This window comes from Bifidobacterium sp. LH_449 (assembly GCF_056356755.1).
This window is the reverse complement of the sequence record NZ_JBKEUV010000007.1, coordinates 1-26,976: the sequence shown is the minus strand read 5'-3', so window position 1 is coordinate 26,976 and position 26,976 is coordinate 1. Positions and strand designations below refer to the sequence as shown.

The 26,976-nt window shown below is 62.8% G+C and carries 14 protein-coding genes and 1 pseudogene; 12 read left to right on the top strand and 3 right to left on the bottom strand.

Annotated features, from left to right (window positions below):
* Window positions 1-34: 34 nt before the first annotated feature.
* Entirely contained in the window at window positions 35-1,831 is a 1,797-nt protein-coding gene (gene argS / locus AC1AX7_RS06485) for an arginine--tRNA ligase (protein ID WP_476509276.1), read from the top strand.
* A gap of 237 nt (window positions 1,832-2,068) precedes the next feature.
* On the top strand, window positions 2,069-3,718 hold the full coding sequence (locus tag AC1AX7_RS06480) for a diaminopimelate decarboxylase family protein (RefSeq protein WP_476509275.1): 1,650 nt from the start codon (window positions 2,069-2,071) through the stop codon (window positions 3,716-3,718).
* A gap of 175 nt (window positions 3,719-3,893) precedes the next feature.
* On the opposite strand, the gene AC1AX7_RS06475 is transcribed toward AC1AX7_RS06480, so the two are convergent.
* Complete coding sequence (locus AC1AX7_RS06475) at window positions 3,894-4,460, bottom strand: PTS sugar transporter subunit IIA (protein WP_476509274.1); 567 nt, start codon at window positions 4,458-4,460, stop codon at window positions 3,894-3,896.
* 94 nt (window positions 4,461-4,554) lie between these two features.
* A complete protein-coding gene (gene nagE, locus AC1AX7_RS06470) occupies window positions 4,555-6,099 on the bottom strand; it encodes an N-acetylglucosamine-specific PTS transporter subunit IIBC (protein ID WP_476509273.1) in 1,545 nt (514 codons plus the stop codon).
* A 285-nt stretch (window positions 6,100-6,384) separates the two neighbouring features.
* On the opposite strand from nagE, the gene AC1AX7_RS06465 reads away from it, so the two are divergent.
* The 7 genes from AC1AX7_RS06465 to araA all read left to right on the top strand — a co-directional run bounded on the left by AC1AX7_RS06465 (window position 6,385) and on the right by araA (window position 16,937).
* Complete coding sequence (locus tag AC1AX7_RS06465; RefSeq protein WP_476509272.1) at window positions 6,385-7,698, top strand: homoserine dehydrogenase; 1,314 nt, start codon at window positions 6,385-6,387, stop codon at window positions 7,696-7,698.
* Window positions 7,699-7,838: 140 nt separating this feature from the next.
* Window positions 7,839-8,885: a homoserine kinase gene (gene thrB, locus AC1AX7_RS06460; protein WP_476509271.1), complete on the top strand. Its 1,047-nt coding sequence runs from the start codon at window positions 7,839-7,841 to the stop codon at window positions 8,883-8,885.
* A gap of 773 nt (window positions 8,886-9,658) precedes the next feature.
* On the top strand, window positions 9,659-11,062 hold the full coding sequence (locus AC1AX7_RS06455) for a Maf family protein (RefSeq protein ID WP_476509270.1): 1,404 nt from the start codon (window positions 9,659-9,661) through the stop codon (window positions 11,060-11,062).
* Between the two features lie 325 nt (window positions 11,063-11,387).
* On the top strand, window positions 11,388-12,506 hold the full coding sequence (locus AC1AX7_RS06450) for a LacI family DNA-binding transcriptional regulator (RefSeq protein ID WP_476509269.1): 1,119 nt from the start codon (window positions 11,388-11,390) through the stop codon (window positions 12,504-12,506).
* 469 nt (window positions 12,507-12,975) lie between these two features.
* Window positions 12,976-14,613 (top strand): xylulokinase, encoded by a 1,638-nt coding sequence (locus AC1AX7_RS06445; RefSeq protein ID WP_476509268.1) that lies wholly within the window; start codon window positions 12,976-12,978, stop codon window positions 14,611-14,613.
* Window positions 14,614-14,654: 41 nt separating this feature from the next.
* Entirely contained in the window at window positions 14,655-15,347 is a 693-nt protein-coding gene (locus tag AC1AX7_RS06440) for an L-ribulose-5-phosphate 4-epimerase (RefSeq protein ID WP_476509267.1), read from the top strand.
* A 72-nt stretch (window positions 15,348-15,419) separates the two neighbouring features.
* Window positions 15,420-16,937: an L-arabinose isomerase gene (araA, locus tag AC1AX7_RS06435; protein WP_476509266.1), complete on the top strand. Its 1,518-nt coding sequence runs from the start codon at window positions 15,420-15,422 to the stop codon at window positions 16,935-16,937.
* A gap of 1,097 nt (window positions 16,938-18,034) precedes the next feature.
* On the opposite strand, the gene AC1AX7_RS06430 is transcribed toward araA, so the two are convergent.
* Complete coding sequence (locus AC1AX7_RS06430; RefSeq protein ID WP_476509265.1) at window positions 18,035-19,855, bottom strand: AMP-dependent synthetase/ligase; 1,821 nt, start codon at window positions 19,853-19,855, stop codon at window positions 18,035-18,037.
* Between the two features lie 650 nt (window positions 19,856-20,505).
* On the opposite strand from AC1AX7_RS06430, the gene AC1AX7_RS06425 reads away from it, so the two are divergent.
* The 3 genes and pseudogenes from AC1AX7_RS06425 to AC1AX7_RS06415 all read left to right on the top strand — a co-directional run.
* The gene (locus tag AC1AX7_RS06425) at window positions 20,506-24,762 is read left to right on the top strand and encodes a thiol reductant ABC exporter subunit CydD/CydC (protein ID WP_476509353.1); all 4,257 of its coding nucleotides are present in this window, start codon (window positions 20,506-20,508) and stop codon (window positions 24,760-24,762) included.
* 187 nt (window positions 24,763-24,949) lie between these two features.
* On the top strand, window positions 24,950-26,287 hold the full coding sequence (locus AC1AX7_RS06420; protein ID WP_476509264.1) for an ABC transporter substrate-binding protein: 1,338 nt from the start codon (window positions 24,950-24,952) through the stop codon (window positions 26,285-26,287).
* A 94-nt stretch (window positions 26,288-26,381) separates the two neighbouring features.
* Window positions 26,382-26,976 (top strand): annotated as a pseudogene (locus tag AC1AX7_RS06415) (carbohydrate ABC transporter permease); the annotation flags it as partial.

Here is a 26,976-nt window from a genome sequence, read left to right as displayed (position 1 = left end):
CTCCTCTGTCTGCGTGCCCGGTATTCTTAGAAGAATGAGCCCAGAAGCATTGAGTGAACTGATTTCCGCCATCGCGCACGACCTTGTCGCTGCCGGTGAGGCGGGCACCCTGACCGAAGACCTGATTCCCGACACGTCCAAGTTCGCCGTGATGCGCCCGAAGGATCGCGCGCACGGTGATTGGGCTTCCAACGCCGCCATGCAGCTGGCCAAGAAGGCCGGCATGAAGCCGCATGATCTGGCTGAACTGTTCGCGGCCCGCCTCACCGAGGCCGACGGCGTCAGCAAGGTCGAAGTGGCCGGCCCCGGCTTCATCAACATCACGCTTGATTCCGCTTCCGCCGCGGCCGTCGTGGACGCCGTGCTCGAGGCCGGCGCCGCGTACGGCAGGAACGATCATCTGGGCGGCGAAACGTTGAATCTTGAATTCGTTTCCGCCAACCCGACCGGCCCGATCCATATCGGCGGCACCCGTTGGGCGGCCGTCGGCGATTCGATGGCCCGCGTGCTCGAAGCGAACGGCGCGAAGGTCGTGCGCGAATATTATTTCAACGATCACGGCGAGCAGATCAACCGTTTCGCCAAGTCGCTGGTCGCCGCCGCCCATGGCGAGGAATGCCCGATCGACGGATACAAGGGCGCCTACATCGATGAAATCGCGCAGCGCGTTATCGACGAAGCCAAGGCGGAAGGCATCGACGCGTTGTCGCTGCCGCGCGTCGACGGCGGCGTCGACAACGATGGAAATCCGCTGGGTGAGGGAGATTCCGAACAGCGTGAGGAATTCCGCAAGCGTGCGGTGCCGATGATGTTCGACGAAATCCGCCGTTCGATGAAGAACTTCCGCGTCGACTTCGACGTGTGGTTCCACGAGAACAGCCTGTATGAGCAGGGCGCGGTCGACAAGGCGATCGCCGACCTGCGCGCCCGCGGCGACATCTTCGAAAAGGACGGCGCCACCTGGTTCGCCTCCACCAAGCACGGCGACGACAAGGACCGCGTCATCATCAAGTCCGACGGCAACGCCGCGTACTTCGCGGCCGACATCGCCTACTACTACAACAAGCGCCATCGCGAAACCGACCCGGCCGACGTGGCGATCTACATGCTGGGCGCCGATCATCACGGCTACATCGGCCGCATGATGGCCATGTGCGCCGCCTTCGGCGACGAGCCGGGCAAGAACATGCAGATCCTGATCGGCCAGCTCGTCAACGTGATGAAGGACGGCAAGCCCGTCCGCATGTCGAAACGCGCCGGCAACGTCGTCACCATCGACGATCTGACCGAAGCCATCGGCGTGGACGCGGCCCGCTACTCGCTGGCCCGCACCGACTACAACTCGCCGGTCGACATCGACCTGAACCTGCTGGCATCCCACTCCAACGAAAACCCGGTGTACTACGTGCAGTACGCGCACGCCCGCTCCTGCAACGTGGACCGCAACGCCGCCGACGCCGGCATCACGTATGAGGGCGCCGACCTGGCATTGCTCGACACCGTCGCCGACGGCGAAGTGCTCGCCGCCCTGGCCCAATGGCCGGCGGTACTGCGAGAAGCCGGCGACCTGCGCGCCCCGCACCGCGTGGCCCACTATCTGGAGGACCTCGCCGCCACGTACCACAAGTGGTACAACGTGGAACGCGTCGTGCCGATGTCCCTGACCGATCCGGAGGAACGCGCCGACGACGCCGAACGCGAAGCCATGCGCATCGCCAAGGCTCCGGAACCGGCCCGCGCCGCCGCACGACTGAAGCTCAACGACGCCGTGCAGGCCGTCATCGCCTCCGGTCTCGACCTTCTGGGCGTCAGCGCACCGGACAAGATGTGATCTGACGACACACGGCCCCCTCACATTGCGACCGCGCATCGCATTCGCAGAGGGGGCTGTCGCATATCGGAATCGCATATATCGCATTGCGATATTCCGGCATTGCCGATGACGCGGCGTCCTGCAATCCGATATCCGACGGTCCCGCAGGCAATCATCCTGATAAATCGAACAAAACAAACAAGACCAACGAATCAATCCGATTTTTCACATCCTCATATCGCATAAGGAGCGCACATGCCCGTCACCCCGATCTGGCCCAAAGCCAGCGCCATCAACAGCGACGGCGCCATCGAATTCCACGGCCGCACCGCCGAATCACTGCTGGACGACTTCGGCTCGCCGCTGTATCTGATCGACACCGACGAAGTCGCCGACCGCGCCTCACGCTTCGTCAAAGCCGCGGCCGCCGCCTTCCCCACCACGACCACGCATGTCAGCTTCGCCGCAAAAGCGTTCATCTCCAAGGAAATCGTGCGCATCGTCACCGAACAGGGCATGCTCGTCGACACCTGCACCATGGGCGAAATGCGCATCGCGCTCGCCGCAGGCGTTCCGGGGCGACGCCTCGTGCTGCACGGCAACAACAAAAGCGACGAGGAAATCGCGCTCGCCATCGAACAGGGATTCGCCAAAATCGTCGTCGACGAACCGGACGAACCGGCCCGCATCGAACGCATCGCCAAACGGCTTGGCAAGCGCGCCCGCGTGATGCTGCGCGTCACGTCCGGCATCCACGCCGGCGGCCACGAATTCGTATCAACCGCGCATGAGGATCAGAAATTCGGCGTGCCGCTGCTGCCTGCCGGCGCGGACGCATCGGCGCTGGATCTGCTGGAGAACCTGTCCGAGGTGACGCCGGCCGGGGCGAACGCGCGATTGCGTGAGCATGAGGTCGCAGATGATGCCGTCGGCAGTGTTGCGGCATCCGATGGTGTCGCTGCCGGCAATGTTTCCGGCGATGCGGCCGTCTCGCACAAGCCATATGAGCGCATGCTGCGTCACGACATCAAATATCCGTATGATCTGAACGCCGCCGACGTTTCCGACGACGACCGCATGCTGGCCGCGGCGATGGAAACCGTTGCGGACGGGCCGGCGCTCGCCGTGCTGAAGGATATTCTGCGCCGCGGAGATTCGCTGGAACTGGTCGGCATCCATTCGCATATCGGATCGAATATCCATGATGCGGACGCCTTCATCCAGGCGGCCCGACGCATGATGCTGCTGCGCAAGACCTTCTACGCCACCGACGCCTACACGCTGCCGGAAGTCGACCTGGGCGGCGGATACTCCGTGGCCTACACGGACGGCGAGGATTCGATGGACGTGAACGTCGAACTGCGGCGTCTCGCCGAAGCGGTCACCGGCGTCAACCGTGCGCTCGGCATGCCGGCTCCGGTGATCTCCTTCGAACCGGGCCGCTGGATCGTGGCCCCGGCCGGCGTGACGCTGTACCGCGTGGGCACGGTCAAAACCGTCGCGCTGAGCGGCGTCGTCGACGAACAGGGCGATCCGGTGACCGAACGCACGTATGTTTCGGTGGACGGCGGCATGAGCGACAACGTCCGCCCGGCGTTGTACGGCTCGAAATACGCGGTGCGCATGGCCAACCGCGCGGGCTCGGAAGAGACGAAGCTGTGCCGCGTCGTCGGCATGCACTGCGAGTCGGGCGACATCATCGTCCCCGAATGCCAGCTGCCGGCCGACGTTCGGCGCGGCGACGTCCTGGCCGTGCCGGTGACGGGCGCGTACGGCCGCACGATGGCCAGCAACTACAATCAGGCGCTGATTCCTGCCGTCGTCGCAGTGAGCGAAACGAACGCCCATGTGATGATCCGCCGTCAGACGGTCGACGATCTGTTGGCCTTGGACGTCAGCGAATGATCGATGACGTCACATGACGGTGACACATGACGGTGTCGTGTGACGGGCATGTGACGATGCCATGTGACGGTGACGGATAACGGCGACGATCCCCGGCTGCCCAGATCAGGCAGTCGGGGATCGTCATATGCGTCATGCCGGGCGTCGTGCCGCCTGGCCGCGGCCGGCACGGGATTCAGGATTTGACGGCGAGCCGTCCGATTGTGGTGCCTGCGGCGACGGCGCCGGCCTTCGGCAGCGTCAACGTGTCGATGCGGTCGGGATTCGTGAAGACGACGATGACATCGGTGGCCTTCCCCGCAGCGGTGATCGCGGCGAAATCGACATCCACCATGGGGATGCCGGCCTGCACTGGCTGTCCCGCGGCGACGCGCATGGTGAACGGCGCTCCTTCGAGCTGCACGGTGTCCACGCCGATGTGGATGAGCACTTCGACGCCGCCCGGCGTGGTGATGCCGACCGCGTGCTTGGCGTTGGCGATGGTGGTCACGGTGCCGCTGACCGGCGCCACCACAGTGCCGGACGCCGGCACGACGCCGAAGCCGTCGCCGAGGATCTTCGCGGCGAACGTTTCGTCCGGAACCTCGTCGATCGGCTTGCATGATCCGTCGACGGGGGAGACGATCGGCATCGTGGTCGGCTGGCCGGGCTGCGGCTGCGTCGTCGCGGCCGGGGTCTCCGCCGGCTCCGATGTCTGGTCAGGCTTGTCGCGGCGGAAAAGCGAGGAAAGGAAACCTGCCATGGAAACTCCTTGTTGAAAACGAGATGATGGTTGGATATGAACAAACGGGGTTAGCGCTGACTGCGTACGCTAACCCCATTTGCGGACGGTGAAGTCACGACTTGGCGTGGATCTCTCCCATCGCGTCGGCGACGGCCTGCACCTGCGTGCCGACGATGATCTGGACGTTCTTCGCGTCCAACACCTTGACGCCCGGAACCAGTTTCCTGATCGTATCCAGGTCGATGTTGGAAGTGCTGTTGACGCCCATGCGCAGACGGGTCACGCAGTTTTCGATGTCGACGACGTTGGTCTTGCCGCCGAGGGCCGCATACAGTTTGGCGGCCAGATCGGCGTACTTGTCGGCGGCCTGGGCGACCGGAGCGACGGTCTTGGCCGGTTCGTCGAAGGCGGCGGAGGAGATCTCCTCATCGTCATCGCCGCGGCCCGGGGTCTTCAGGTTGAACTTCTTGATCACGAACGTGAAGACGAAGTAGTAGATGACCGCGAAGACCAGGCCCTGCACGATCAGCATCCATGGCTGGTGCGCCTGCGGCACGCGCAGCGACAGGAACCAGTCGATGAAGCCTGCGGAGAAGTTGAAGCCTGCGATCCACTGGAACGCGGCGGCGATGAACACCGACAGGGCGGTGAGCAGCGCATGCACGACATACAGCGGGAACGCGGCGAACATGAAGGAGAACTCCAACGGTTCGGTCACGCCGGTAAGGAAGGCGGCAAGGCCACCGGCCAGCATCAGCGAGCCGACCGCCTTACGCTTCTCGGGCTTGGCGCACCGGTAGATGGCGAACGCGCCGGCAGGCAGGCCGAACATCATGATCGGGAAGAAGCCGGCCTGATACATGCCGGTGACGTAGGTGCCCCACGGGTGGAATCCGCCGGTCGCCTGCACTGCGGCCACGTCGCCGGACAGGCCGCCGACGCCGTTCCAGAACTTCGTGATGTCGTCGATGCCGGCCAGGTTGAACCAGAACACATTGTTCAGAGCATGATGCAGGCCGGTCGGGATGAGCAGACGGTTGAAGAAGGCGTAGATGCCGGCGCCCACGGCGCCCATGCCCATCAGGGATTCGCCGAACCAGACCAGTCCGTTGTAGACGAGCGGCCACACGAACAGCAGGATCAGCGAAATGACCGACATGATCGCGGCGGTCAGGATCGGCACGCAGCGGCGGCCGGAGAAGAACGCCAGGAAGTCCGGCAGCTTCGTCTTGCTGAACCGGTTGTACAACGCGCCTGCGACGCAGCCGACCATGATGCCGAAGAACACGTTCTTGTTGCCGATGGCGCCCGCGGCGAACGCCGGATGTTCTTTGTCGATGGTCGCCGCGTCGAATCCGAGGAACATCGAAGCGGAACCCAGAATCGTGGTGACGGTCATGAAGCCGACAAGACCGGACAGGGCGGAGGCGCCGTCCTTGTCGCGCGCCATGCCGATGGCGACGCCGACGGCGAAGAGCAGGCCGAGATTGTCGAGGATCGCGGATCCGGTCTTGCACAGGTAGGCGGCGACGACGTTGTTGCCGCCCCATCCGGACGGGTCGATCCAGTAGCCGATGCCGAGGAACAGCGCCGCGGCAGGCAGACAGGCGACGGGGAGCATCAGCGCTCGGCCCAGTCGCTGAACATATGCTTTCATTATTCAGACTCCTTCATCTATCATCCGGCGATATCGTGAACGTTCCTCATCGAACCTCACGGCCGTGCACAGCCATTGGGCACGGCGGCTCCCCGCATGGCGGGAAGCGGCATCGCTTGCAACCAATGATACACTGCGACGGCGAGGTAACATCATAATTGTTAACTTCTTTTGCGAAACGGCGTCAACGGAATGGGAATGAGACGGAATCGCCGGCGTGTCGGATTTCATTCGTACAATGAGACCAGTCAGATAAGGCGTATCGACCGCAAGGAGACGAAATAAGTGGCACAGGAACAGGTTTCTCCGATTCGCGTCGGATTGTTGGGCGCAGGCACCGTCGGCTCGCAGACCGCACGACTGATCGTCGAACAGAAGGATGAGCTCGCGGCCCGCATCGGACGTCCGATCGAACTGTCCGGCGTCGCATGCCTCGACCCCGACGAAGTGGACTTCCCCTGGATCGACCGCTCCCTGCTGACCAGCGACACCATGTCGGTATGCCGCAACGCCGACATCGTCGTCGAACTGATCGGCGGCACCAACGTCGCACGCACCTTCGTGCTTGAGGCCATCAACAACGGCGCTTCCGTCGTCACCGCCAACAAGGCGTTGCTCGCAAAATACGGCGAGGAAATCTATTCCGCCGCCGAAGCCAAGGGCGTCGACATCTATTTCGAGGCCGCAGTAGGCGGCGCCATCCCGTTCCTGCGTCCGTTGCGCGAATCGCTTGTCGGCGACAAAATCACCAGCATGCTGGGCATCGTCAACGGAACGACGAATTACATCCTCGACGAAATGACCACCAAGGGACTCGACTTCGACGATGTCCTCAAGGACGCCCAGGCCAAGGGCTACGCCGAAGCCGATCCGACGGGCGACATCGAAGGCTATGACGCGGCCAACAAGGCCGCCATCATGGCGACGCTCGGCTTCCATACCAACATCACCATCGACGACGTCAGCGTCGAAGGCATCACCAAGATCACCGCCGACGACATCGCGGCAGCGGCGGCGGAAAACAAGGTCATCAAGCTGCTCGCCGTCGTCGAAAACGGCGAGGCCGGCGTGTCCGCGCGCGTCTATCCGGCGCTGATCGGCACCGACCATCCGCTCGCCTCCGTGCACGGCTCCTTCAATGCCGTGTTCGTCAAGGCCGAAGCCGCCGACGACCTCATGTTCTACGGCCGCGGCGCAGGCGGCGCCCCGACCGCTTCCGCCGTCGTCGGCGACGTGGTCACCGTGGCGCGTCACATCGTCGCCGGCTGCACCGGTCCGGCCATCCCGCTGTACAAGGCCCTGCCGAAGGCTCCGGTCAACGCTTCCAAGGCCGCTTTCGCAGTGCGTTTCGTCATCCACGACAAGCCGGGCGTGCTGGCCGCCATCGCCGAGAAATTCGCCGAGCACGGCATCTCCATCAATGGCGTGAACCAGGATCTCAAGCCGACCATGAATGAGCCCGGCTATGACGGCGAACTGCAGCAGCTGCGCATCGTCACCCACCTGACCGACGAGCAGACGCTGCGCGCAACCGTCAAGGATGTGTGCGAACTGGATTGCGTGGCGGGCGAACCGTCCATCCTGCGCGTCATGGACTGAATCGGCGAGCCGATACGGCAAAAACCGAAATAGCGAATGCTGAAACAGCAAATACTGAAGTGACGAAATGAGCTGAAATATGCTGAATCTGCCTCATGTTTCACGTGAAACATGAGGCATTTGATTATAAGGAGGAACGGATGATCCCAGTGGCTCGGCAAGTGCATGTGCGCGTGCCTGCAACCAGCGCCAACCTCGGCTCCGGCTTCGACACGGTCGGTCTGGCGTTGGACTATCACGACGAGCTTGTGTTCACGCTCAACGGCGACGCCGGCGAAACCGGCGACATGACTGCCTCCGGCGCCGCCGTCGCGGCAGGCGACGTTTCGGCGCATGTCATCATCGACGGCGAAGGCGCGGATACGTTGCCGCGCGACGAAACGCATCTGGTCGTCTCCGCATTCCGCCGCGCCTGCCAGACCTTCGGCCTGGGCCGTCTCGGCTTCACCTTGGAAGCGCATAACAACATCCCTCAGGCGCGAGGCATGGGATCGTCCGCAGAAGCCATCGTCGCAGGCATCGCGGCGGCCGCCGCCTTCGCGCAAGAGGGGCCGCTCAACCGTGACGCCATCTTCGAACTCGCCGCGGCGATCGAAGGACACCCCGACAACGTCGCGCCGGCCGTATACGGCGGGCTGACCATGTCATGGAACCTGCAAACCGGCGAAGGCGTCGGATCCGTGCCGATCCCGCAGGGCGAGCCGCTGCACGGCGGCTTCCACACCGTCAACTATCAGGTCTCCGACGATGTGACCACGGCCGTGTTCGTGCCGGATTTCGAACTGTCCACAGAAAAGGCGCGCAAGGCGCTGCCGGGCGACCTCGCCTTCAAGGACGCCGTATACAACGTGTCGCGCGTGGGACTTCTGCCGGCCGCGATGAATCCCGGAATGCTGGCCGCAGCCAGCGCCGACCCGAACGCGCTGCTGTACGTGGCGACGCAGGACAAGCTGCATCAGCCGTATCGCGCCGCATTGATGGAGCCATCCTGGAATCTGATCGAAACATTGCGCGCCCGCGGCTACGCCGCAATGGTTTCCGGCGCCGGCCCGTGCGTGCTCGTGCTGCATCACGGCGACGCGCGCGAAGCGATCGAAGAGGCCGCCGCCAAGCAGCTTGCCAGCGGCCACTGGCGTGTGTTGCATCTCGCCGTCGACACCGCCGGCGTGCAAGTCGAGCGCCGTTAGGGGGCGTCTCTGGCGTTGACTGGCGTCCTCCTGCTGCTGGCGGGTGCGTCCCTGCTGCTGGCGGGCGCGTTATCTGTTACTGGCGGGCGTCTCACGTACTGCTGACGGGCGTCTTTTTGCCGTTGACGGCCTCTCTTGCCGTTGGAGGGCGCGTCTCTTGCTGTTAAGCGGGTATTTCCTTACCGTCCGCGGGCGCCTCTCTGACACTTTTGACCGCAACACGCCGTGTTATGCGGGCAAAAGTGTCAGGAAAGGTGTGCAGGGGAGGCGAAGAGGACGGGCTCTGCCGGGTTTGGCTGTCCCATCCTGACGGTTTTGACCGCAACATGCCGCGTTCGGCGGGCAAAAGTGTCAGGAGGGCGTGCAGGGGAGGTGAAGAGGACTGTCCTTGCCGGGTTTGGCTGTCCCATCCTGACGGTTTTGACCGCAACACGCCGCGCTTGGCGGGCAAAAGTGTCAGGAGGGCGTGCAGGGGAGGTGAAGAGGACTGTCCTTGCCGGGTTTGGCTGTCCCATCCTGACGGTTTTGACCGCAACACGCCGCGCTTGGCGGTCAAAAGTGTCAGGAAAGGCGTGCAGGGGAGGCGAAGAGGACGGGCCTTGCCGGGTTTGGCTGTCCCATCCTGACGGTTTTGGTCGCGACGCGCCGCGTTCGGCGGGCAAAAGCGTCAGGAAGACGGGGCGGGCGAGGTACGGCAGGGTGGGGACGAGGCTGAGGCGGGACCGAGGTGGGGTCTGGTGAGGCGGGACGCTTGCATTGGTAGAGTTGAAGGCATGACGATTCCGCTGATTCTTGCTTCGAAGTCCCTGCCGCGCCGCAATGTGCTGTTTTCGGCCGGCATCTGTCCGACGATCCGCGTATCCCATGTTGACGAGCCCGCAGCATTGGAACGCGCCGCGAAAGAGCGCGGCATCGGCGTCGACGATTTGACGGTCGAGGAGCGCGTCATGATTCTCGCCGAAGCCAAAGCGCGCGTCGTATACGACGCCTACCGCAATGTCGCCGCCACCGCGGCGGCGGCCACCGGCGAGCAGATCACAGGCCTCCCGCTTGCGGCGAAGGCCGACGAAGCGCATGAATCAGCCGACCATCCTTCCGACATCACGCGTACGCGTGATTTCTCAAGCATCGCCATTCCCACCGAATCCTGCCCGATGTCGAACATCGGCGCCGGCGAACATGGCGGCCTCAACGCCAGCACCGTCGGCCCGCTGATCCTCGGCTGCGATTCCATGTATCTGATGGACGGCGAATGCTATGGCAAGCCGCACAGCGCCGACGTCGCCCGCGAACGGCTTCGTGCGATGCGCGGCGCCACCGGCGAATTATGGACGGGCCACTGCCTGATCGACTTCGCCACCGGCCGCGTCGCCCGCGGAGCCAGCAGGGCGACGCTGCGTTTCTGCGAATATTCCGACCGCGACATCGAACGCTACATTGAAACCGGCGAACCGTTGGAAGTCGCCGGCTCCTTCACCATCGACGGATTCGGCGGAGCCTTCATCGACGGCATCGAAGGCGACCCGCACGGCATCATCGGACTGAGCCTGCCGTTGGCGCGCCGCCTTACCGCAGAACTGGGCATCGAATGGACCGATCTGTGGAACGTGACGCGCGAAGACCAGTATCCGAGCGCCGGCACCGATTCGAAAACAGGGGAGAAAAGCGTGCTGCCGCCGAAGGAAAACGTGAAACAGCCGGGTGACGGCTGGGTCGACTGCGCTTGCGGGCGCAAGCATTGGGGCCTGAACGGAGCGTCCGGCATCCTGCTGGTCCGTCGCGACGCCGAAACCGGCAAGCCGACGCATGTGGTGATGCAGCATCGCGCATTGTGGAGCGCCGAAGGCGGCACATGGGGCATACCGGGAGGCGCCAGCGCCGATGGCGAGACGCCGATCGAAGGGGCGCTGCGCGAAGCCTACGAAGAGGCCAACATCACACCGGAAGACATCGAAGTGGTCGGTGCCTACCGTGAAGACCATGGCCCATGGGGCTACACCACGGTGTTCGCATTCGAAAAGCCCGGTCACAGCGTCAATCCGCAGGCCAACGACGATGAAAGCATGGAAATCGAATGGGTGCCGATCGACGATGTACCCAATCGAAAACTGCTTACCGCGATGCGCACCGATTGGCCGGCCTTCCGCGCGCGTATCGACGTGCTTGCCGCGGCGTAGCGATTATAGCGGCGCAGTGACTGTAGCGGTGCCGCGATTGCAGTGATGCAGTGGTCGTAATGATGCAGCAAGTGCGGTAATCATAGCGGATACGGCAGGCGCGACGGGGGCAGGTGCACATTCGATTGCGTACGCCCCGCAATGCATGCCAGCAACGTGTGTCCGCAATGTGCGTCCGCAGCGCATGCATCGCACGCACTCTTATAAAAAAGCGCTGGTAACACGCCAACTGTGAGCGCTCACTATGAAACGCGCCGTAATCGCGGTATCCTCACAATAAGGCGGTCGCCAGCAAAGCAGCTGCAGGCAATACGGGGAGGCAAACATGGCAGGCAAACGCAACACCGGCAACAAGCGCCCTTCGATTTTCGAAGTGGCGAAGCTCGCCGGCGTCAGCCATCAGACGGTCTCCCGCGTCATCAACAATTCGCCGTCCGTTTCCGACGCGACGCGCGCGAAAGTGCAGCAGGCGATCGACGAATTGGGCTATCGTCCCAGCAATTCCGCCCGTGCGCTCGCCTCACGCCGATCCCGTACGATCGGTCTGATCGCTGGCGGGCAGCGCTTTTTCGGCCCGATCTCCGCGATTTCGGCGATCGAATCGACGGCGCGCTCGCACGGCCTGTTCGTTTCGGTTTCGATGGTGCACGAGGCGCTGTGCACGCAGGACGAATTCGACGACCTGTGCCGCACGTTCGATGAGCAGGACGTCGACGCATTCATTTTCCTGGCCCCCACCGATGTGATGTTTTCCGCCGCCTGCCGCGCGCAGATCGCGCAGCCGCGCGTTATCGTGACGTCCACGCATGGCGCGACGAACGTGCAGGAAGGGCTGCGTCTGATGCGTGCCGCCGAACGGAGGCGCGTTTCCGTGGTCGGCGTCGACCAGTGGGGTGCGATGGCGAATGTGATGCGGCTGGTCGCGCAGCAGGGGCATCGTTCGGTCCTGTATTTCGCGGGGCCGAAGGAATGGCGCGATGCGGCGACGCGTCTGATGGCGTGGAACAAGCTGTGCGCCGCGAATTCGGTGAGTTCGGTGACCGTGCAGTCCGAAACGTGGGAATCGGCCGAGGCCTACGGCAAGATGAATCATGTTCTTGACAACATCGGCCGCTCCGGCGGCAGGCTGCCGACTTGCGTGGTGACCGCGAACGACAGCCAGGCCGTCGGCATTGCGCGCGCTTTGCACGAGCATGGCGTGCGCATTCCGCAGGAGGTGAGCCTGATTGGTTTTGACGATATGCCTGCGATGGACAATATGTTCCCGCCTTTGACGACGGTGCGTCCCGATTTCGAGCAGCTTGGCGTCGCCGCGATGCGTGAGGCGCTGCGTTTGCTGGGTGAGGGCGAAACCCCGAGTTTTGCGGTGACGCAGCATGGTGCCGGCCTGATTCCCGCGAAGGTGATGATGCGCAGTTCGCTTGGCGTCGCCGTCGGACGATGATTTCGCGGTTTTCTTGTTCGTGATTTCCTGATTTGTGATTCCTTGATTCGTGATTTCCTGTCTTGCGATGTCGCTTTGCGGTTGCGTCTTGCGATTGCGCTTGTCGATCGCGTCTTGCGATTGCGCCTTGCATTACTGCCTTGCGATGGCATGGTGACGGCGATTTGCGGGTGGCGGTTTTCGTGATGATTTCGCGATGATTTCGCGATGATTCGTATTGTTGATTGCGCCGCGTGTTGAAGCGTGTTGAAGCGTGTCGCGTGTGTTTTCTGTGTGCTTTTCTATGTGTTCTTCCGCATGTTCTTCCGCGTGTCGGCTGCGTGTTTCGAGTTGCTTCGTCTACGGTCTTCGCTTACAATAGTGAGCGTTAACAGTGAGCGCTAACAATCACGCAACGATGGGGTTATGACGCGCTCGGAACATTGACGCCGGCGGCGTGAGCTGCCGTTAGAAAAGGAGCCCAGCATCCATGGCAGCAACGCAGAATCTCGACGATCAGATCGCCACAATCTCCGAGAAGATTCGCGCCGGCAAAACATCTCTCGGCATTGAATTCGGCTCGACCCGCATCAAGGCCGTGCTGATTGACGACACGTATTCCACCATCGCCGCCGGCGATTACGGCTGGGCCAGCCACCTGGAAGGCGGTTTGTGGAGCTACACCGTTGAAGAGATCTGGAGCGGTCTGCGCACCGCCTATGCGAACATGGCGCACGACGTTGAAAAAGCCTATGGCGAAAAGCTCACCAGAATCGGCCACATCGGCTTCTCCGCAATGATGCACGGCTATCTCGCCTTCGACAAGGACGGCGAATTGCTCGTGCCGTTCCGTACCTGGCAGAACACCAACACGCACGAAGCCCACGAAAAGCTTTCCGAAATGTTCCAGTACAACATTCCGGAACGTTGGTCCGTGGCCCACCTGTACCAGTGCGTGCTCAACAACGAAGAGCACATCGGCAAGGTCGACTTCTTCACCACCCTTTCCGGCTACGTCCACTGGAAGCTCACCGGCAGGAAGGTCCTCGGCGTCGGCGACGCCTCCGGCATGTTCCCGATCGACCCGACCACCCACACCTGGGAATCCGAATTCATCGAACAGTTCGACGCGCTGCCGGAAATCCAGGCCCAGCCGTGGAAGATCGAAGACCTGCTGCCCGAACCGCTCGTCGCGGGCACTCCGGCCGGCGAACTGACCGCCGAAGGTGCGCTGCTGCTCGACCCGACCGGCACCCTGCAGCCGGGCATCACCCTCGCTCCGCCGGAAGGCGACGCCGGAACCGGCATGGTCGCCACCAACTCCGTACGCGTGCGCACCGGCAACGTCTCCGCCGGCACCTCCATCTTCGCCACCGTCGTACTCGAACGCAAGCTGGAACGCCTGCACCCCGAAGTCGATCTCGTCGCCACCCCGGCAGGCGATCTCGCCGGCATGAGCCACGCCAACAACTTCACCTCCGATCTCAACGCGTGGGTCGGCCTCTTCGGCCAGTTCGCCGCCGCCATCGGCCAGCCGGTCGACGCCGGTACGCTGTACGGCACGCTGTTCCGCGCCGCCATCGCCGACGACGTCGACTCCAACTGCGGCGGCCTGGTCAACTATCCGTTCCGCTCCGGCGAATTCCTCGCCGACCTGCCGGAAGGGCGCCCGCTGTTCGCACGCGGCCCCGAAGCCAACATGACGCTCGGCAACTTCATGCGCGCCCAGCTGTTCAGCGCATTCTCCCCGGTCAAGATCGGCATGGACGTCATGACCAAGGACGAAGGCGTCGCAGTCGATTCGCTCGTCGGCCACGGCGGCATCTTCACCACCCCGAAGGTCGCACAGAAGATCCTCGCGGCGGCGTTCAACACCCCGATCAAGGTGATGAGCACCGCGGCCGAAGGCGGCGCATGGGGCATGGCCGTCCTCGCCGACTACCTCTTCCACGCCGACCAGTCGCTCGACGACTACCTCGATGCCTGCGTCTTCCCCGATGCGCAGTCCACCACCGAAACCCCGGACGCAGGCGACGTCGAAGGCTTCGAAAAGTTCTTCGACCTGTTCCGCAAGGGACTGCCGGTCGAGCGTGCGGCCATCGAAGCGATTCCGCTGGAAACCAAGTGATTTTGAAACAAGCTTCATCTATTGAGGAAAGGAAACCAACCATGGCAACTCTCGCCGATTTCGGACCCGAAGTCCGCGCCGAAGTCAAGCAGGTGCGCGAAGTCGTCGCCAACCTGCACGACCAGCTGATCAAGTGGAACCTGGTCGTCTGGACCGCGGGCAACGTCTCCCAGCGTCTGAAGACCGCCGACCTGTTCGTCATCAAGCCGTCCGGCCTGCGTTACGAATACCTGACCCCGAGCTCGATGGTCGTGTGCGACCTCGACGGCAACGTCGTCGACGGCAGCGAAGCACCGTCCTCCGACACCGCCTCCCACGCCTACATCTACCGCCACATGCCCGACGTCTACGGCGTCGTGCACACGCACTCCACCTACGCCACCGCATGGGCGGCCACCGGCCAGAACATTCCGTGCGGCCTGACCATGATGGGCGACGAATTCGGCGGCGAAGTGCCGGTCGGCCCGTTCCGCCTCATCGGCTCCGAAGCCATCGGCGAAGGCGTCGTCGAAACGCTGAAGAAGTACCCGAAGTCCCCGGCCGTCCTCATGCAGAACCACGGTCCGTTCACCATCGGCAAGGACGCGGAAGGCGCCGTCAAGGCCGCCGCGATGACCGAAGAGGTCGCCCACACCATGTGGGCCGCCCGCCAGCTCGGCGACATCATCCCGATTTCCGAGGAAGACATCGCCAGCCTCAACGACCGTTATCAGAACGTCTACGGGCAGCACTGACCTGGCGGCGTTGCCGACAGGCGAAACTCCAAGTTCCCCATCATTGGATAAACAACAGTAAGGAAACCGATTATGGTTATGGCAAACCCGTTTGAGGGCAAGGAAATCTGGTTCGGCGTCGGCTCGCAGGACCTCTACGGCGACGAAGCGCTGCGCCAGGTGGCACAGCAGTCCGCCGAAATCGTCGACACGCTCAACGCCAGCGGCAAGATCCCGGTCAAGGTCGTGCTCAAGCCGACCCTGAAGTCCTCCGATGGCGTCAAGCAGTTCATGGTCGAAGCCTCCGCCAACCCGAACGTCATCGGCGTGATCGCCTGGTGCCACACCTTCTCCCCGGCCAAGATGTGGATCCGCGGCCTCGAAGTGCTCACCAAGCCGATGCTGCAGCTCAACACCCAGCATCATTTCGAAATTCCGTGGGAAACCATGGACATGGACTTCATGAACCTGAACCAGGCCGCCCACGGCGACCGTGAATTCGGCTACATCGTCACCCGCCTCGGCATCAACCGCAAGATCGTCGTCGGCCACTACACCGATCCGGAAGTCGCCGAAAAGATCGGCACCTGGGCACGCGCCTGCGCCGGCTGGGACGCCTCCAACAACATGAAGGTCATGCGCTGGGGCGACAACATGCGCAACGTCGCCGTCACCGAGGGCGACAAGACCGAAGCCGAGCGCGTGTTCGGCGCCTCCATCAACACCTGGGCCGTCAACGAGCTCGTCGCGGCCTATGAGGCCGTCAAGGACGACCAGGTCAAGGCCATCATCGAGGACTACAAGGCCAAGTACGACGTCGACCCGGCCCTGCTGGACGCCAAGTACGAATCCCTGTACATCGCCGCCAAGGAAGAAGCCGCCATGGTCAACATGATGACCGCCAACGGCTGCACCGCAGGCGTCGACAACTTCGAAGACCTCGGCGCACTGCCGCAGCTGCCGGGCGTCGGCCCGCAGCGCTTCCCGTCCGAGTACGGCTTCGGCTTCTCCGCCGAAGGCGACTGGAAGACCGCCGTGCTCGTGCGCATCGGCGCCGTGATGGGCTACGGCCTCGACGGCGGCGCCTCCCTGATGGAGGACTACTCCTACAACTTCACCCCGGGCAACGAGATGATCCTCGGCTCCCACATGCTGGAAGTCTCCCCGTCCCTCGGCACCATCGCCAAGCCGAAGCTGGAGATCCACCCGCTCGGCATCGGCGGCAAGGCCGACCCGGTGCGCCTCGTCTTCACCGTCGCCCCGAAGAAGGACGCGGTCGTCGTCTCCATGTCCGACGTGCGTGAGCGCTTCCGTCTGCTGATGAACGTCGTCGACGTCGTCGAGCCGCTCGGCGAGCTCAAGGCTCTGCCATGCGCCCGTGGCCTGTGGAAGCCGGCTCCGGATCTGAAGACCTCCGCCGAGTGCTGGCTGCGTGCCGGCGGCTCCCACCACACCGTCATGACCACTTCGGTCGGTCGCGAGGCTTGGGAGGACTTCTCCCGCATGGCCGGCGTCGAACTCGCCGTCATCGACGAGAACACCAACGCCCGCGACTTCGAGCGCGATCTGGAAGTCTCCGAGATGTACCACCGCCTCAACAACCGCCACTGATGCGGCGGGCCGGCCGGCGGGCTGACAGCTGGCAGCCAACCGGCCGGCGGCAAGCCAGTCTGGCAAGCCAGTCGATGGCAAGCTGACGGCAAGCTGGTTGACGGCAAGCCGTTTGACGGTGCCGCTTAACGATATGCCACTTGGCGTCATAAAGCGGACGGCACATAATTGACGGCATATGAAAAGGACGGGCCCAAAGCCCGTCCTTTTCATATGCCCAGCCAGTTTCCCCCCCCCATCTGGTTCTTTCGTTTGGTTTTTCGTCTGGTTTCCCTGTCCGATCCTCTCGTCCGATCCTGTCCCCGGTCTTTCTCCCCGGTCTTTCTCCCCGGTCTTTCTCCCCGGTCTTCCCATCTGGTTCTCTTGCCTGGTTCTCCTGCTTAGTCCTCACATCTTTGGCGTTCTACCTCTGATGGCCTACCTCTGGCGTCTCACCTTCGTCAGTCCCACCTCTGACACTTTTGACCGCCAGTCGCGGCGTGTTGCGATCAAAAGTGTCAGAGGTGGGGCAGGTTTTTACCTTGACAGCCCCGCCTTTGACGTTTTTGGTCACGACATGCCGTGTTGTGCGGTCAAAAGTGTCAGAGGTGGGGCAGGCTTTTCACCTTGACGGCCTTACCTTTGACGGTTTTGACCGGTGTTGCCGGCGTGTTGCGGTCAAAAGTGTCAGGTGGGGGCCTGTCCTTTGCCGTGTGGCTGTTTTCTTTGACGTTTTTGGTCGCGACGCGCCGTGTTGTGCGGTCAAAAGTGTCAGGAGTGGGGCTGGTCTTCTGTCTCGGTGGCCTCACCTTTGACGGTTTTGACCGGTGTTGCCGGCGTGTTGCGGTCAAAAGTGTCAGGTGGGGGCCTGTCCTTTGACGTGTGGCTGTTTCCTTTGACGCTTTTGGTCGCGACATGCCGTGTTGTGCGGTCAAAAGTGTCAAAGGTGGAGGCTGGCCTTTCACCTTGGCGGCCTCACCTCTGACGTTTTTGACCGCAACACGCCGGTGTGTGCGGTCAAAAACGTCAGAGGAGGCAGCGGTGTCAGCAGAGATGGCAGCGGCAAGCAGCGTCCGTAGCGGAACCAGCGGCTCAGCAGGTGCGAGCGAAGGCGAGGCTCAGCGCTTGTCACCGTAGATATCGTGCGCGATCACATCGGCGAACACGCGGTTGACGGCAGGGCGCACCACCTTCAGCGATGGCGTCAGGCACTTGTTGTCCTGCGTGAACTGCGTGTCGAGCACCACGAATTTGCGCACGGATTCGGCGCGCGACACCATGGCGTTCGCCTTGTCCACATACTTCTGGATCTCCTCATGCACGGCGGCTGCAACGGCGACGCGCTCCAGCGGCGTATCCGCGCTCAGACCCACCGTCGGCAGCCAGTGATCCAGACCTTCCGGATCAAGCGTGATCAGCGCGGCGATGAACGGACGGTTGTCACCGACCACCACGGCATGTTCCACGATCGGGCATTTCGCGATCTCCTGCTCCATCGGAATGGGGGACACGTTCTTGCCGCCCGCGGTGATGATGATGTCCTTCTTGCGGCCTGTGATCGTCAGATGGCCCGCGTCGTCGAGAGAGCCCAGATCGCCGGTGCGGAACCAGCCGTCCTCGGTGAACACTTCGGCGGTCTTGTCGGGCAGATTATGGTAGCCGCGGAACACGTTCGCGCCCTTCACCTGCACTTCGCCATCGTCGGAAATGCGCACGGACGCGCCCGGCGCAGGCTGGCCCACCGTGCCGATCAGATTATCGCCGACGCGCGTCACGGTAAACGGCGCGCAGGTCTCCGTCAAACCGTACCCCTGAATCATCGGCAGACCGATGCCGGCATAGAAATGCGCCAGATCAACCGGCAGGGGAGCGCCGCCGCACGCCACATAGCGGATGTTCGAGCCCAATGCGCCGCGCACGGTGCGATATACCGACGCCTCATAGCCGGCATGCTCGGCGATCTGCCGGGCCGTCGGGCGTTCGCCGGTCTGTTGTATGCGCGACCATTCGCGCGCGGCCTCCGCCGCCTTGTAGAACAGCCGGCCCTTCAAACCGGTGCCGGCCTTGCGCGAAGCCGCGTTGTACACCTTTTCGAACACGCGCGGCACGCCCAGTAGATACGTCGGTTTGAACGAACGCAGATCAGGCAGCAGCGACTTCGTGTCCGGCAGATATCCGACCACGCCATAGTCGGATCCGATCGAGCAGAACTGCACGTATCGCGCGAAGCAATGCGCCAACGGCAGGAACAGCAGCAGTCGCGGCTCATCTTCGCACAGCACTTCGCCCAGGCAGTCATAGCCCGCACGCACGATGCTCAGGAAATTGCGGTGCGTCAATTCCGCGCCCTTCGGATTTCCCGTGGAGCCGGACGTATACACGATCGTCGCCAGATCGTCGGCCTTCACCGATGCGATGCGCTCCTCCAGTTCCTCGTCCGAAACGACCACGCCCAGACCTTCCAAAGCGCCCAGCGCATTCGCGTCCATCATCAGAATGCGATTCAGGTTCGGGCAGCGGTCGATCACGGAATCCAAGCGGTCGAAGCGCTCGCGATTGTCGGCGATGGCCAGTTTGACGGCGGAATCGTTGAGGATGCGTTCCGCTTGGGCGGCGGAGTCGGTGTCGTAGATCGGCACGTTCACCGCGCCGATCGCGGCCAAAGCGAAATCGAGCACGCCCCATTCATAACGGGTGGAGGAGAAGATGGTGACGGCATCGCCTTTTTCGATGCCGAAGGCGATGAAGCCTTTCGCCGCGGCGGTGACGGCGCGATTGAATTCGCCGGTCGTGATGTTCTGCCAGTGGCCGGGGCCGATTTTGCGCGCCGCGATGACGGTGTCCTCGCCGGTGCGGGCGATGCGCTGGGGGAGCAGGGAATACAGCGTTTCGTCGTTGGCCACTTCGATGGAACCGGGGGTGGTGTATTGGCTGAGCATGGTGTGCTTCTTCTTTTCTGCGAATCACCGTTCGCGTAGGCCGGCAGGACCGGTGCAATCAAATATATCGCCATATTGCCGGCTTGGCCGGTGCCATATTGGCTTAGCAACATTGTAAGTTACGGTCGCGTAGCTTGGCTTTGTGCAAACCGACAAGAACACGTCGGTGGGCTTTGTATGAACTGACAAACTGTGTCGTGATGTCAATTCTCGGGCGTATGCGAAGCCGCTACGGAATTCAGTGGGCACTTTTTGCGTTCAGTGGGTAGTCGTTCGACGAACTGCTTAACGGAAAATGGCCGTTTCCGTCGAGTGACACTCTCAAATGAGTGCCCAGCGAACGAAGAAAGTGCCCACTGAATGCGAATGCACCGCGAATGCACCGCGAATGCATCGCGAATGCATCGCGAATGTGCCGTGATTGTGTCATAAACGCGTCGCGAATGCGCCATGAGTGGCCGTGTGCACGACGAACGCATTATGAGTACATGCATGTGCCGCGCGCGCATGTGAAAAAGCTAACAGGGGTCTGTTCAAAACGCGCTGGAATTGCTAGGTTGAATACGAAACGTGTGCAATCGCATGCGCAGGACCGCGCGCATCGCGTGAAACACGGCATGCACCCCGACGGATTCGGCAGCGAGGTTGGAATGTTCGACAAACGACTGTTTTCCCTGGTACCGGGCATCAGAGGATTGATCGCCTGCAAAGTCATGTGCCTGTGGGCCGGGCTGCTCGCGAATATCGCCTTCGCGTGGACGCTGGTGCAGCTGCTGGGAACGCTGCTGATGGCCTCCGATCCCAAGACCTTCGCCTGCGACACCGCGCTCGGCGCATTGTGCCCCGCCAACCTGTATGGGGTGGGTTATTACGATCTGCCGCTCGGACAAAGCGTCGTCCGATCATTGGTGGCGTTGGCGTTGGCGGCCACGGTGCGTTTCGCCGCAGCCCGATTGGGCTCCCACTTCGGCACGGAAGCCGCGGAACGCGTCAAACTCGCGCTGCGCGAATCCCTCTACCGTAAAATGCTCGCGCTCGGCCCCTCCTATGCCCGTCGCGCCCGCACGTCCGACGTCATCCAATCCGCGGGCGAAGGCATCGACCAGATCCAAAGCTTCTTCGAACTGTTCCTCCCGCAGCTGTTCTATGCGGTGCTTGCGCCGATCACCCTGTTCTTCGCCATCGCCCCGCTGAACATGCCCGCCGCCGTCACCCTGCTGGTGTGCGCGCCGCTGATCGTGCTGATCGTCGGCATGGTGGCCATGCGCGCCTCCCGCGTATTCAAGAAATACTGGGGCCGCTACACCGACATGGGTGCCGCCTTCCTCGACAACCTGCAGGGTCTGGAAACCCTGAAAACCTTCGATGCGGACGGTCGTGCGGCCGCCGACATGGACCAAAAGGCCGAAGAATTCCGCGTGATGACGATGAACGTGCTGCAGATCCAATTGCGCTCGCTGACCGCGATGGATGTCGTCGCCTATGGCGGCAGCGCCTTGGGCGTCGGCGTCGCCGTCTGGCAGTATATGAGCGGCTCGCCGCTGACTCTTGCCGGCGTGCTGTTGATTGTGCTGCTGTCCGCCGATTTCTTCATCCCGCTGCGCCAATTGGGATCCTTCTTCCATGTCGCGATGAACGGCATGACTTCCACGAAGCGTATCTTCGCGTTGCTTGACGCGCCGGAAGGCCGGTATGGCGGCGAGCGTTTCGTCGGCGACGGGCGCGGCATCGGCGTCGCCTTCGAACATGTGGGGTATTCGTATGAGGAATCCCATGATGATTTGAAGATTGATCCGCAGTCTGATTCGCAAGCTGATTCACCGGCCGATTCGCAGTCCGACGCGCGGGCTGATTCGTCGACGACCTCGCACGCCGCCTTGAAAGACGTGAATTTCCGCGCCGATCCCGGCACGCTGACCGCCATCGTCGGCGTATCCGGCTCCGGCAAGTCCACGGCTGCCGCGCTGTTGACCGGATTGATGGACGGATACGCCGGTTCGATCCGACTCGCCCGCGGCGGCGCCACGGAAAGCGTCGAACTACGCGACCTCGACGCCGCTTCTCTGACCGGCCTCGTCGCGCTCGTCTCCGCCCGCAGCCACCTGTTCGCCGGCACCTTGCGCGACAATCTGCTGATGGCCGCGCCCAACGCCGGCGACGACGCATTGTGGGACGCGCTCCGCCGCGCCCGCATCGACGATTTCGTGCGCTCGCAAACCGACGGATTGGATATGCGCATCGAATCGGGAGCCGAGAACCTGTCGGGCGGACAGCGTCAGCGTTTCGCCATCGCCCGCGCCCTGCTGAGCGACCGCGCGATCTACGTATTCGACGAGGCCACCAGCAGCGTCGACTTCGACAGCGAATTGAAGATCATGAGCACCATTCATGAATTGGCGCGCACGAAAACGGTGATCATGATCACCCATCGCATGGCCAACGCCGTCGACTCCGACCAGATCGTGGTCTTCAGCCATGGCACGACGGCGGAATGCGGCCGCCACATGGACCTGCTCAACGCCGGAGGCATCTACGCGTCGCTTTTCCACACACAGTGGAGCGTCGAACATGTCGGACGCCGCAACACCGGCGAACAGCCGGAAGTAGGCGGCCTCAACGCAGAAGCCGGTCCTGTTGGTGATGCTGTTTCTGATAGCGTTGTTTCCGATAGCGCTGTTTCTGATGACGCCGTTGATGCTGCTGATGTTGCCGATGCTGCCGATATCGCTGATGCCGTCGATTCCGCCCCCTCCGCAGCTGGCACAGGTAATGCAACTGGCACAAATGACACGGCTGACGCAGCTGACACGGCCGCCGCAGTCCCTGCCAAGACCGCTGCCGCCTCCGCTGCACGACCGCGATTCGGCGGCGGTGACGCCAGTGATTCCGAATTCTCCTGGCCGCTGGTCGCCCGTCTGCTCGGCATGGTCGGCCCGCTGCGCCCCTTCATGATCATCGCCTGCGCCAGCGGTACGATCGGACATCTCGCAGCCGCGTTCCTGCCGTTCTTCGGCGTCGCCGCGGCTCTGGCCGCCACGGACAATCCGGTATGGGGGCTGGGCACGGTTCCCGCGCTCGTCTGCATGGCGGTCTGCGCGCTGGTACGCGGCGGCTTGCGCTACGTCGAACAATACATGAACCACAACGTGGCCTTCCGCCTGCTCGCCCTGTTCCGCGCCAAAGCCTTCGCGGCGCTGCGTCGTCTCGCCCCGGCGAAGCTCGTCGGCAAAGGCAAGGGCGACATGATCGCGCTGATCACCACCGATGTGGAATTGCTGGAGATCTTCTTCGCGCATACGATCTCACCGGTTGTCATCGCCGTTTCCACAACGCTGATTTTCGCCGCGGTATTGGCGGCGTTGAATCCGTGGATGGCCGTGCTTGTGCTGGTCGCACATCTGGTCATCGGCGTCGCCCTGCCCCGCCTGTTCGCCGCCGCCGTCGGCGGTCTGGGCGGCGGCATCCGCAAGGAATCGTCCGCATTGGATGACGTGATGCTGGATGACATGCGCGGTCTGGACGAGATCATTCGCTTCGGCCAAGGCGAACGCCGTCTCGCTTCGATCGTTGCACGGACCCGCTCGCTGTGGGCGCGCCGCATGAAGCTGAGCGACAGAAACGGCGATTTCACTGGCCTGAGCGGTGTATTGGTGATTGTTTTGACGGCGGCCGCCGCGTTTTCGGCGATTGCGTTGGCGTTTGCGAAACCGGATGAGACGCCGCAGCTGCTGGTCGCGTTCACGCTGATCGCCAGCTCGTTCGGCCCGACCCTGGCGTTGAGCGCGCTGCCGGCCAACCTGACGCAGACCTTCGCCTCCGCCCGTCGCCTGTTCGCGCTGATGGATGAGACGCCCGCCGTGGTCGAAGCCGGTACGATGATGCCGGAATACGAGAATATGGCGCTGCGTGATGTGACGTTCGCGTACGCGAATGATGCCGCCTCCGATGATGCCGCCCATGATGAGGCAGTTTTTGATGGTGCCGTTCATGATGGTGACGCCCATGATGCCGCTGCCCATGGTGGGGCAGTCTCTGATGATGCCGCCGCCCATGGCGATGCCGCCTCCGATGGCGCCGCCGTCCTCAGCCATGTGTCATTGGATGTCCCGCGTTCCGGCATCCTCGGCGTGCAGGGGCCGTCCGGCCGCGGCAAGTCGACGATGCTGAAACTGCTGATGCGCTATTGGGACCCGCAGTCCGGCAGCGTGACCATGTCGGGCACGCCGCTGCCGCAGATCGACGCATCGCATCGCCGCCATGTGCAGACGATGATGAGTCAGGAGACCTATCTGTTCGACGGCACGATCCGCGACAACCTGCTGATGGCCTTGCCGCGGACCGACGCCGCTGCGCAGGATGTTGCCGCCGTGCGGGACGTTGCAGTTGCGCAGACCGGTGCCGCAACACAGTCTGATGCCGCCGTGCGGGACGTTGCAGTCATGCAGAACGGCACCGCTTCACAGTCTGACGCCGCCATGCAGGACGAGGCCGAAACACGGGATATCGCCGCCGCGCAATCCGCCGCCTCCCGATCCGCAGCCGCCTCCCGATCCGCGGCCGCCGTCCGATCCGATGCGTCTGCCGACGACCTTCTCTGGTCCGCCTTGCGCAAGGCCGCCGTCGCCGACCTGATCGAATCCTTGCCGCAGGGGTTGGATACGCCCGTCGGCGAACTGGGCGGCCGCCTGTCTGAAGGCGAGCGCCAGCGCATCGGCCTGGCGCGCGTGTTCCTGCGCAATGCCGACCTGGCGTTGTTCGACGAGCCGACCAGTCGTCTGGACGCCTTCAACGAAGCGGTGGTACTGCGCTCGATCAATGCGTTGGCCGAAGAAGGGGATGCCGCCATCGTGTTGGTGTCGCATCGCGATTCGACGATGCGCGTCGCCGACCGTGTCGTGCGCATGTAGACCGCGGCATCATCGGGCTTACGGCCGGTTCTTCATTTCGGGCGTGACGTCGTGAAGACGCGGCGACACGCCTGTTTTGACATTGTGGTACACGGTTGTATCATGATGAATGTTGGTACACGGTTGTACCAAACGCGTGTATGACATATCCGGAGGAGGAGCTCCGGGTGACGTAAGGAGACGAGATATGCGCAACGTGAAGAAGATCGCCGTTATGACAGCCGGCATCGCACTGGTCGCCGGCATGGCAGGCTGCGGCGACGCCAACGGCAATGCCGGCGGCGCGGGGGACGCGGACAATGCGGAGCTGGTGTTCTGGGGCTGGGATTCCGGCAATTCCATGAAGGACATCATCGCGGAATTCGAAAAGGCCAATCCCGGCATCACCGTGAAATTCAACAGCACCGGCACCGCCGATGACACCTCCACCGCACTGACCAACGCCATCGAGGCCGGCAACGGCGCCCCGGACGTGGTCATGCTGGAAGACCCGACCGTCACCCAGTTCGCGGTCACCGGCGGACTGGTCGACCTCAGCCAGTTCGGCGCCGACAAATACGCCGACGACTTCACCTCCGGCCCGTGGAACAAGCTGCAGTACAACGGCAAGCCGTACGCGCTGCCGATCGATTCCGGCCCGGAAATGTTCTTCTACAACAAGGCCGTCTTCGACAAGGCCGGCGTCAACGGCGAAGACATCAAGACCTGGGACGACTACTATGAGGCCGCCAAGAAGGTTCGCGCCACCGGCTCCTATATGACCAACATGACCGACTACCAGCCGTTCACCGCGCAGATCTGGCAGGCCGGCGCCAAGCCGTGGCAGGTCGACGGCGAAAACATCACCATCGACATGGTCAACGACGAGGGCATGCAGCGCTATGCGGAATTCGTGCAGAAGCTGATCGACGAGGATCTTATCGACACCAAGACCATCAACTGGAGCGACGAATGGAACCGCGAGCTGAACGACGGCACCATCGCCTCGCTGACCATCGGCGCCTGGATGCCGATCAACCTGATGAACGGCGCTCCCGACCAGGCCGGCAACTGGCGTGTGGCCCCGCTGCCGCAGTGGAATGAAGGCGACGAAGTCTCCTCTGAAGACGGCGGCTCCTCGCTTGCCGTGGTCTCGCAGTCCACGAACCAGGCCGCGGCCTACAAGTTCGTCGAATTCATGACGCACGGCGAAGGCGCTCAGATGATGGCCGACACCGGCACGTTCCCGTCGCTGAAGTCCATCCTGCAGTCCGACGACTTCACCGATCCGAGCGTCGGCACCCACCAGACGACCAACGATTTCTTCGGCGGACAGAACGTGAACGAAATCCTTGCCGAGGCCGCCCAGCGTCCGACCGAGGAATTCCAGTATCTGCCGTACAACCCGTACACGCAGGCCACCTACAGCGATGAGATCACCCGCGCATTCGCCGGTGAGGTCACCATGAAGGAAGCCCTGCAGAACTACGCCCAGAAGCTGGCCGACCACGGCGAGCAGCAAGGCTATACGGTCACGTTGAAGTAAGTCATCAGGGGGTGTGCGTGGGAAACGTCGCACGCGCACCCCTGTGTTCCCACTCGCTTATGTAAGTGGTATAGACGAAGGAGTTGAAAAGAAGATGGCTGTTATGGCTGATTCTTCGGCAATGTCCGAGCCTGCGGTGCGTGTGAATAGGCATCGTGCGGATTGGCGTGGCTGGAAGTTCATGTGGCCGTTCGCGCTGGTGTTCGTGTTCGTGTTCGTCGTGCCGATCGTGTACGCGGTGTATATCTCGTTCTTCCAGGACAGGATGGTCGGGGGCACGGTGTTCACGGGCGGACAATTACGCGCGCCTGTTACGGGACGGTCAGTTCTGGTCCGCGGTGGGCCGCGTGGCTCTGTTCACGGTCGTGCAGGTCCCGGTCATGCTGTTCCTGTCCGCGCTGATGGCCCTGTGCATCGATTCGATGAAATTGCACGGCGCGAGGTTCTTCCGTATCGCGACGTTCCTGCCGTACGCGGTGCCCGCGGTCGTGTCGACCCTGGTGTGGGGGTTCATCTACGGCGCGAAGTACGGCCTGGTGGGCTCCTTGAACGACCTGCTGGGCACGCACATTGACGTGCTCGCCCCGGACGTGCTGCTCGCGTCGATCGGCAACATCGTGACGTGGGAGTTCGTGGGCTACAACATGCTGATCTTCTACAGCTCGCTGTCCACGATCCCGCGTTCCCTG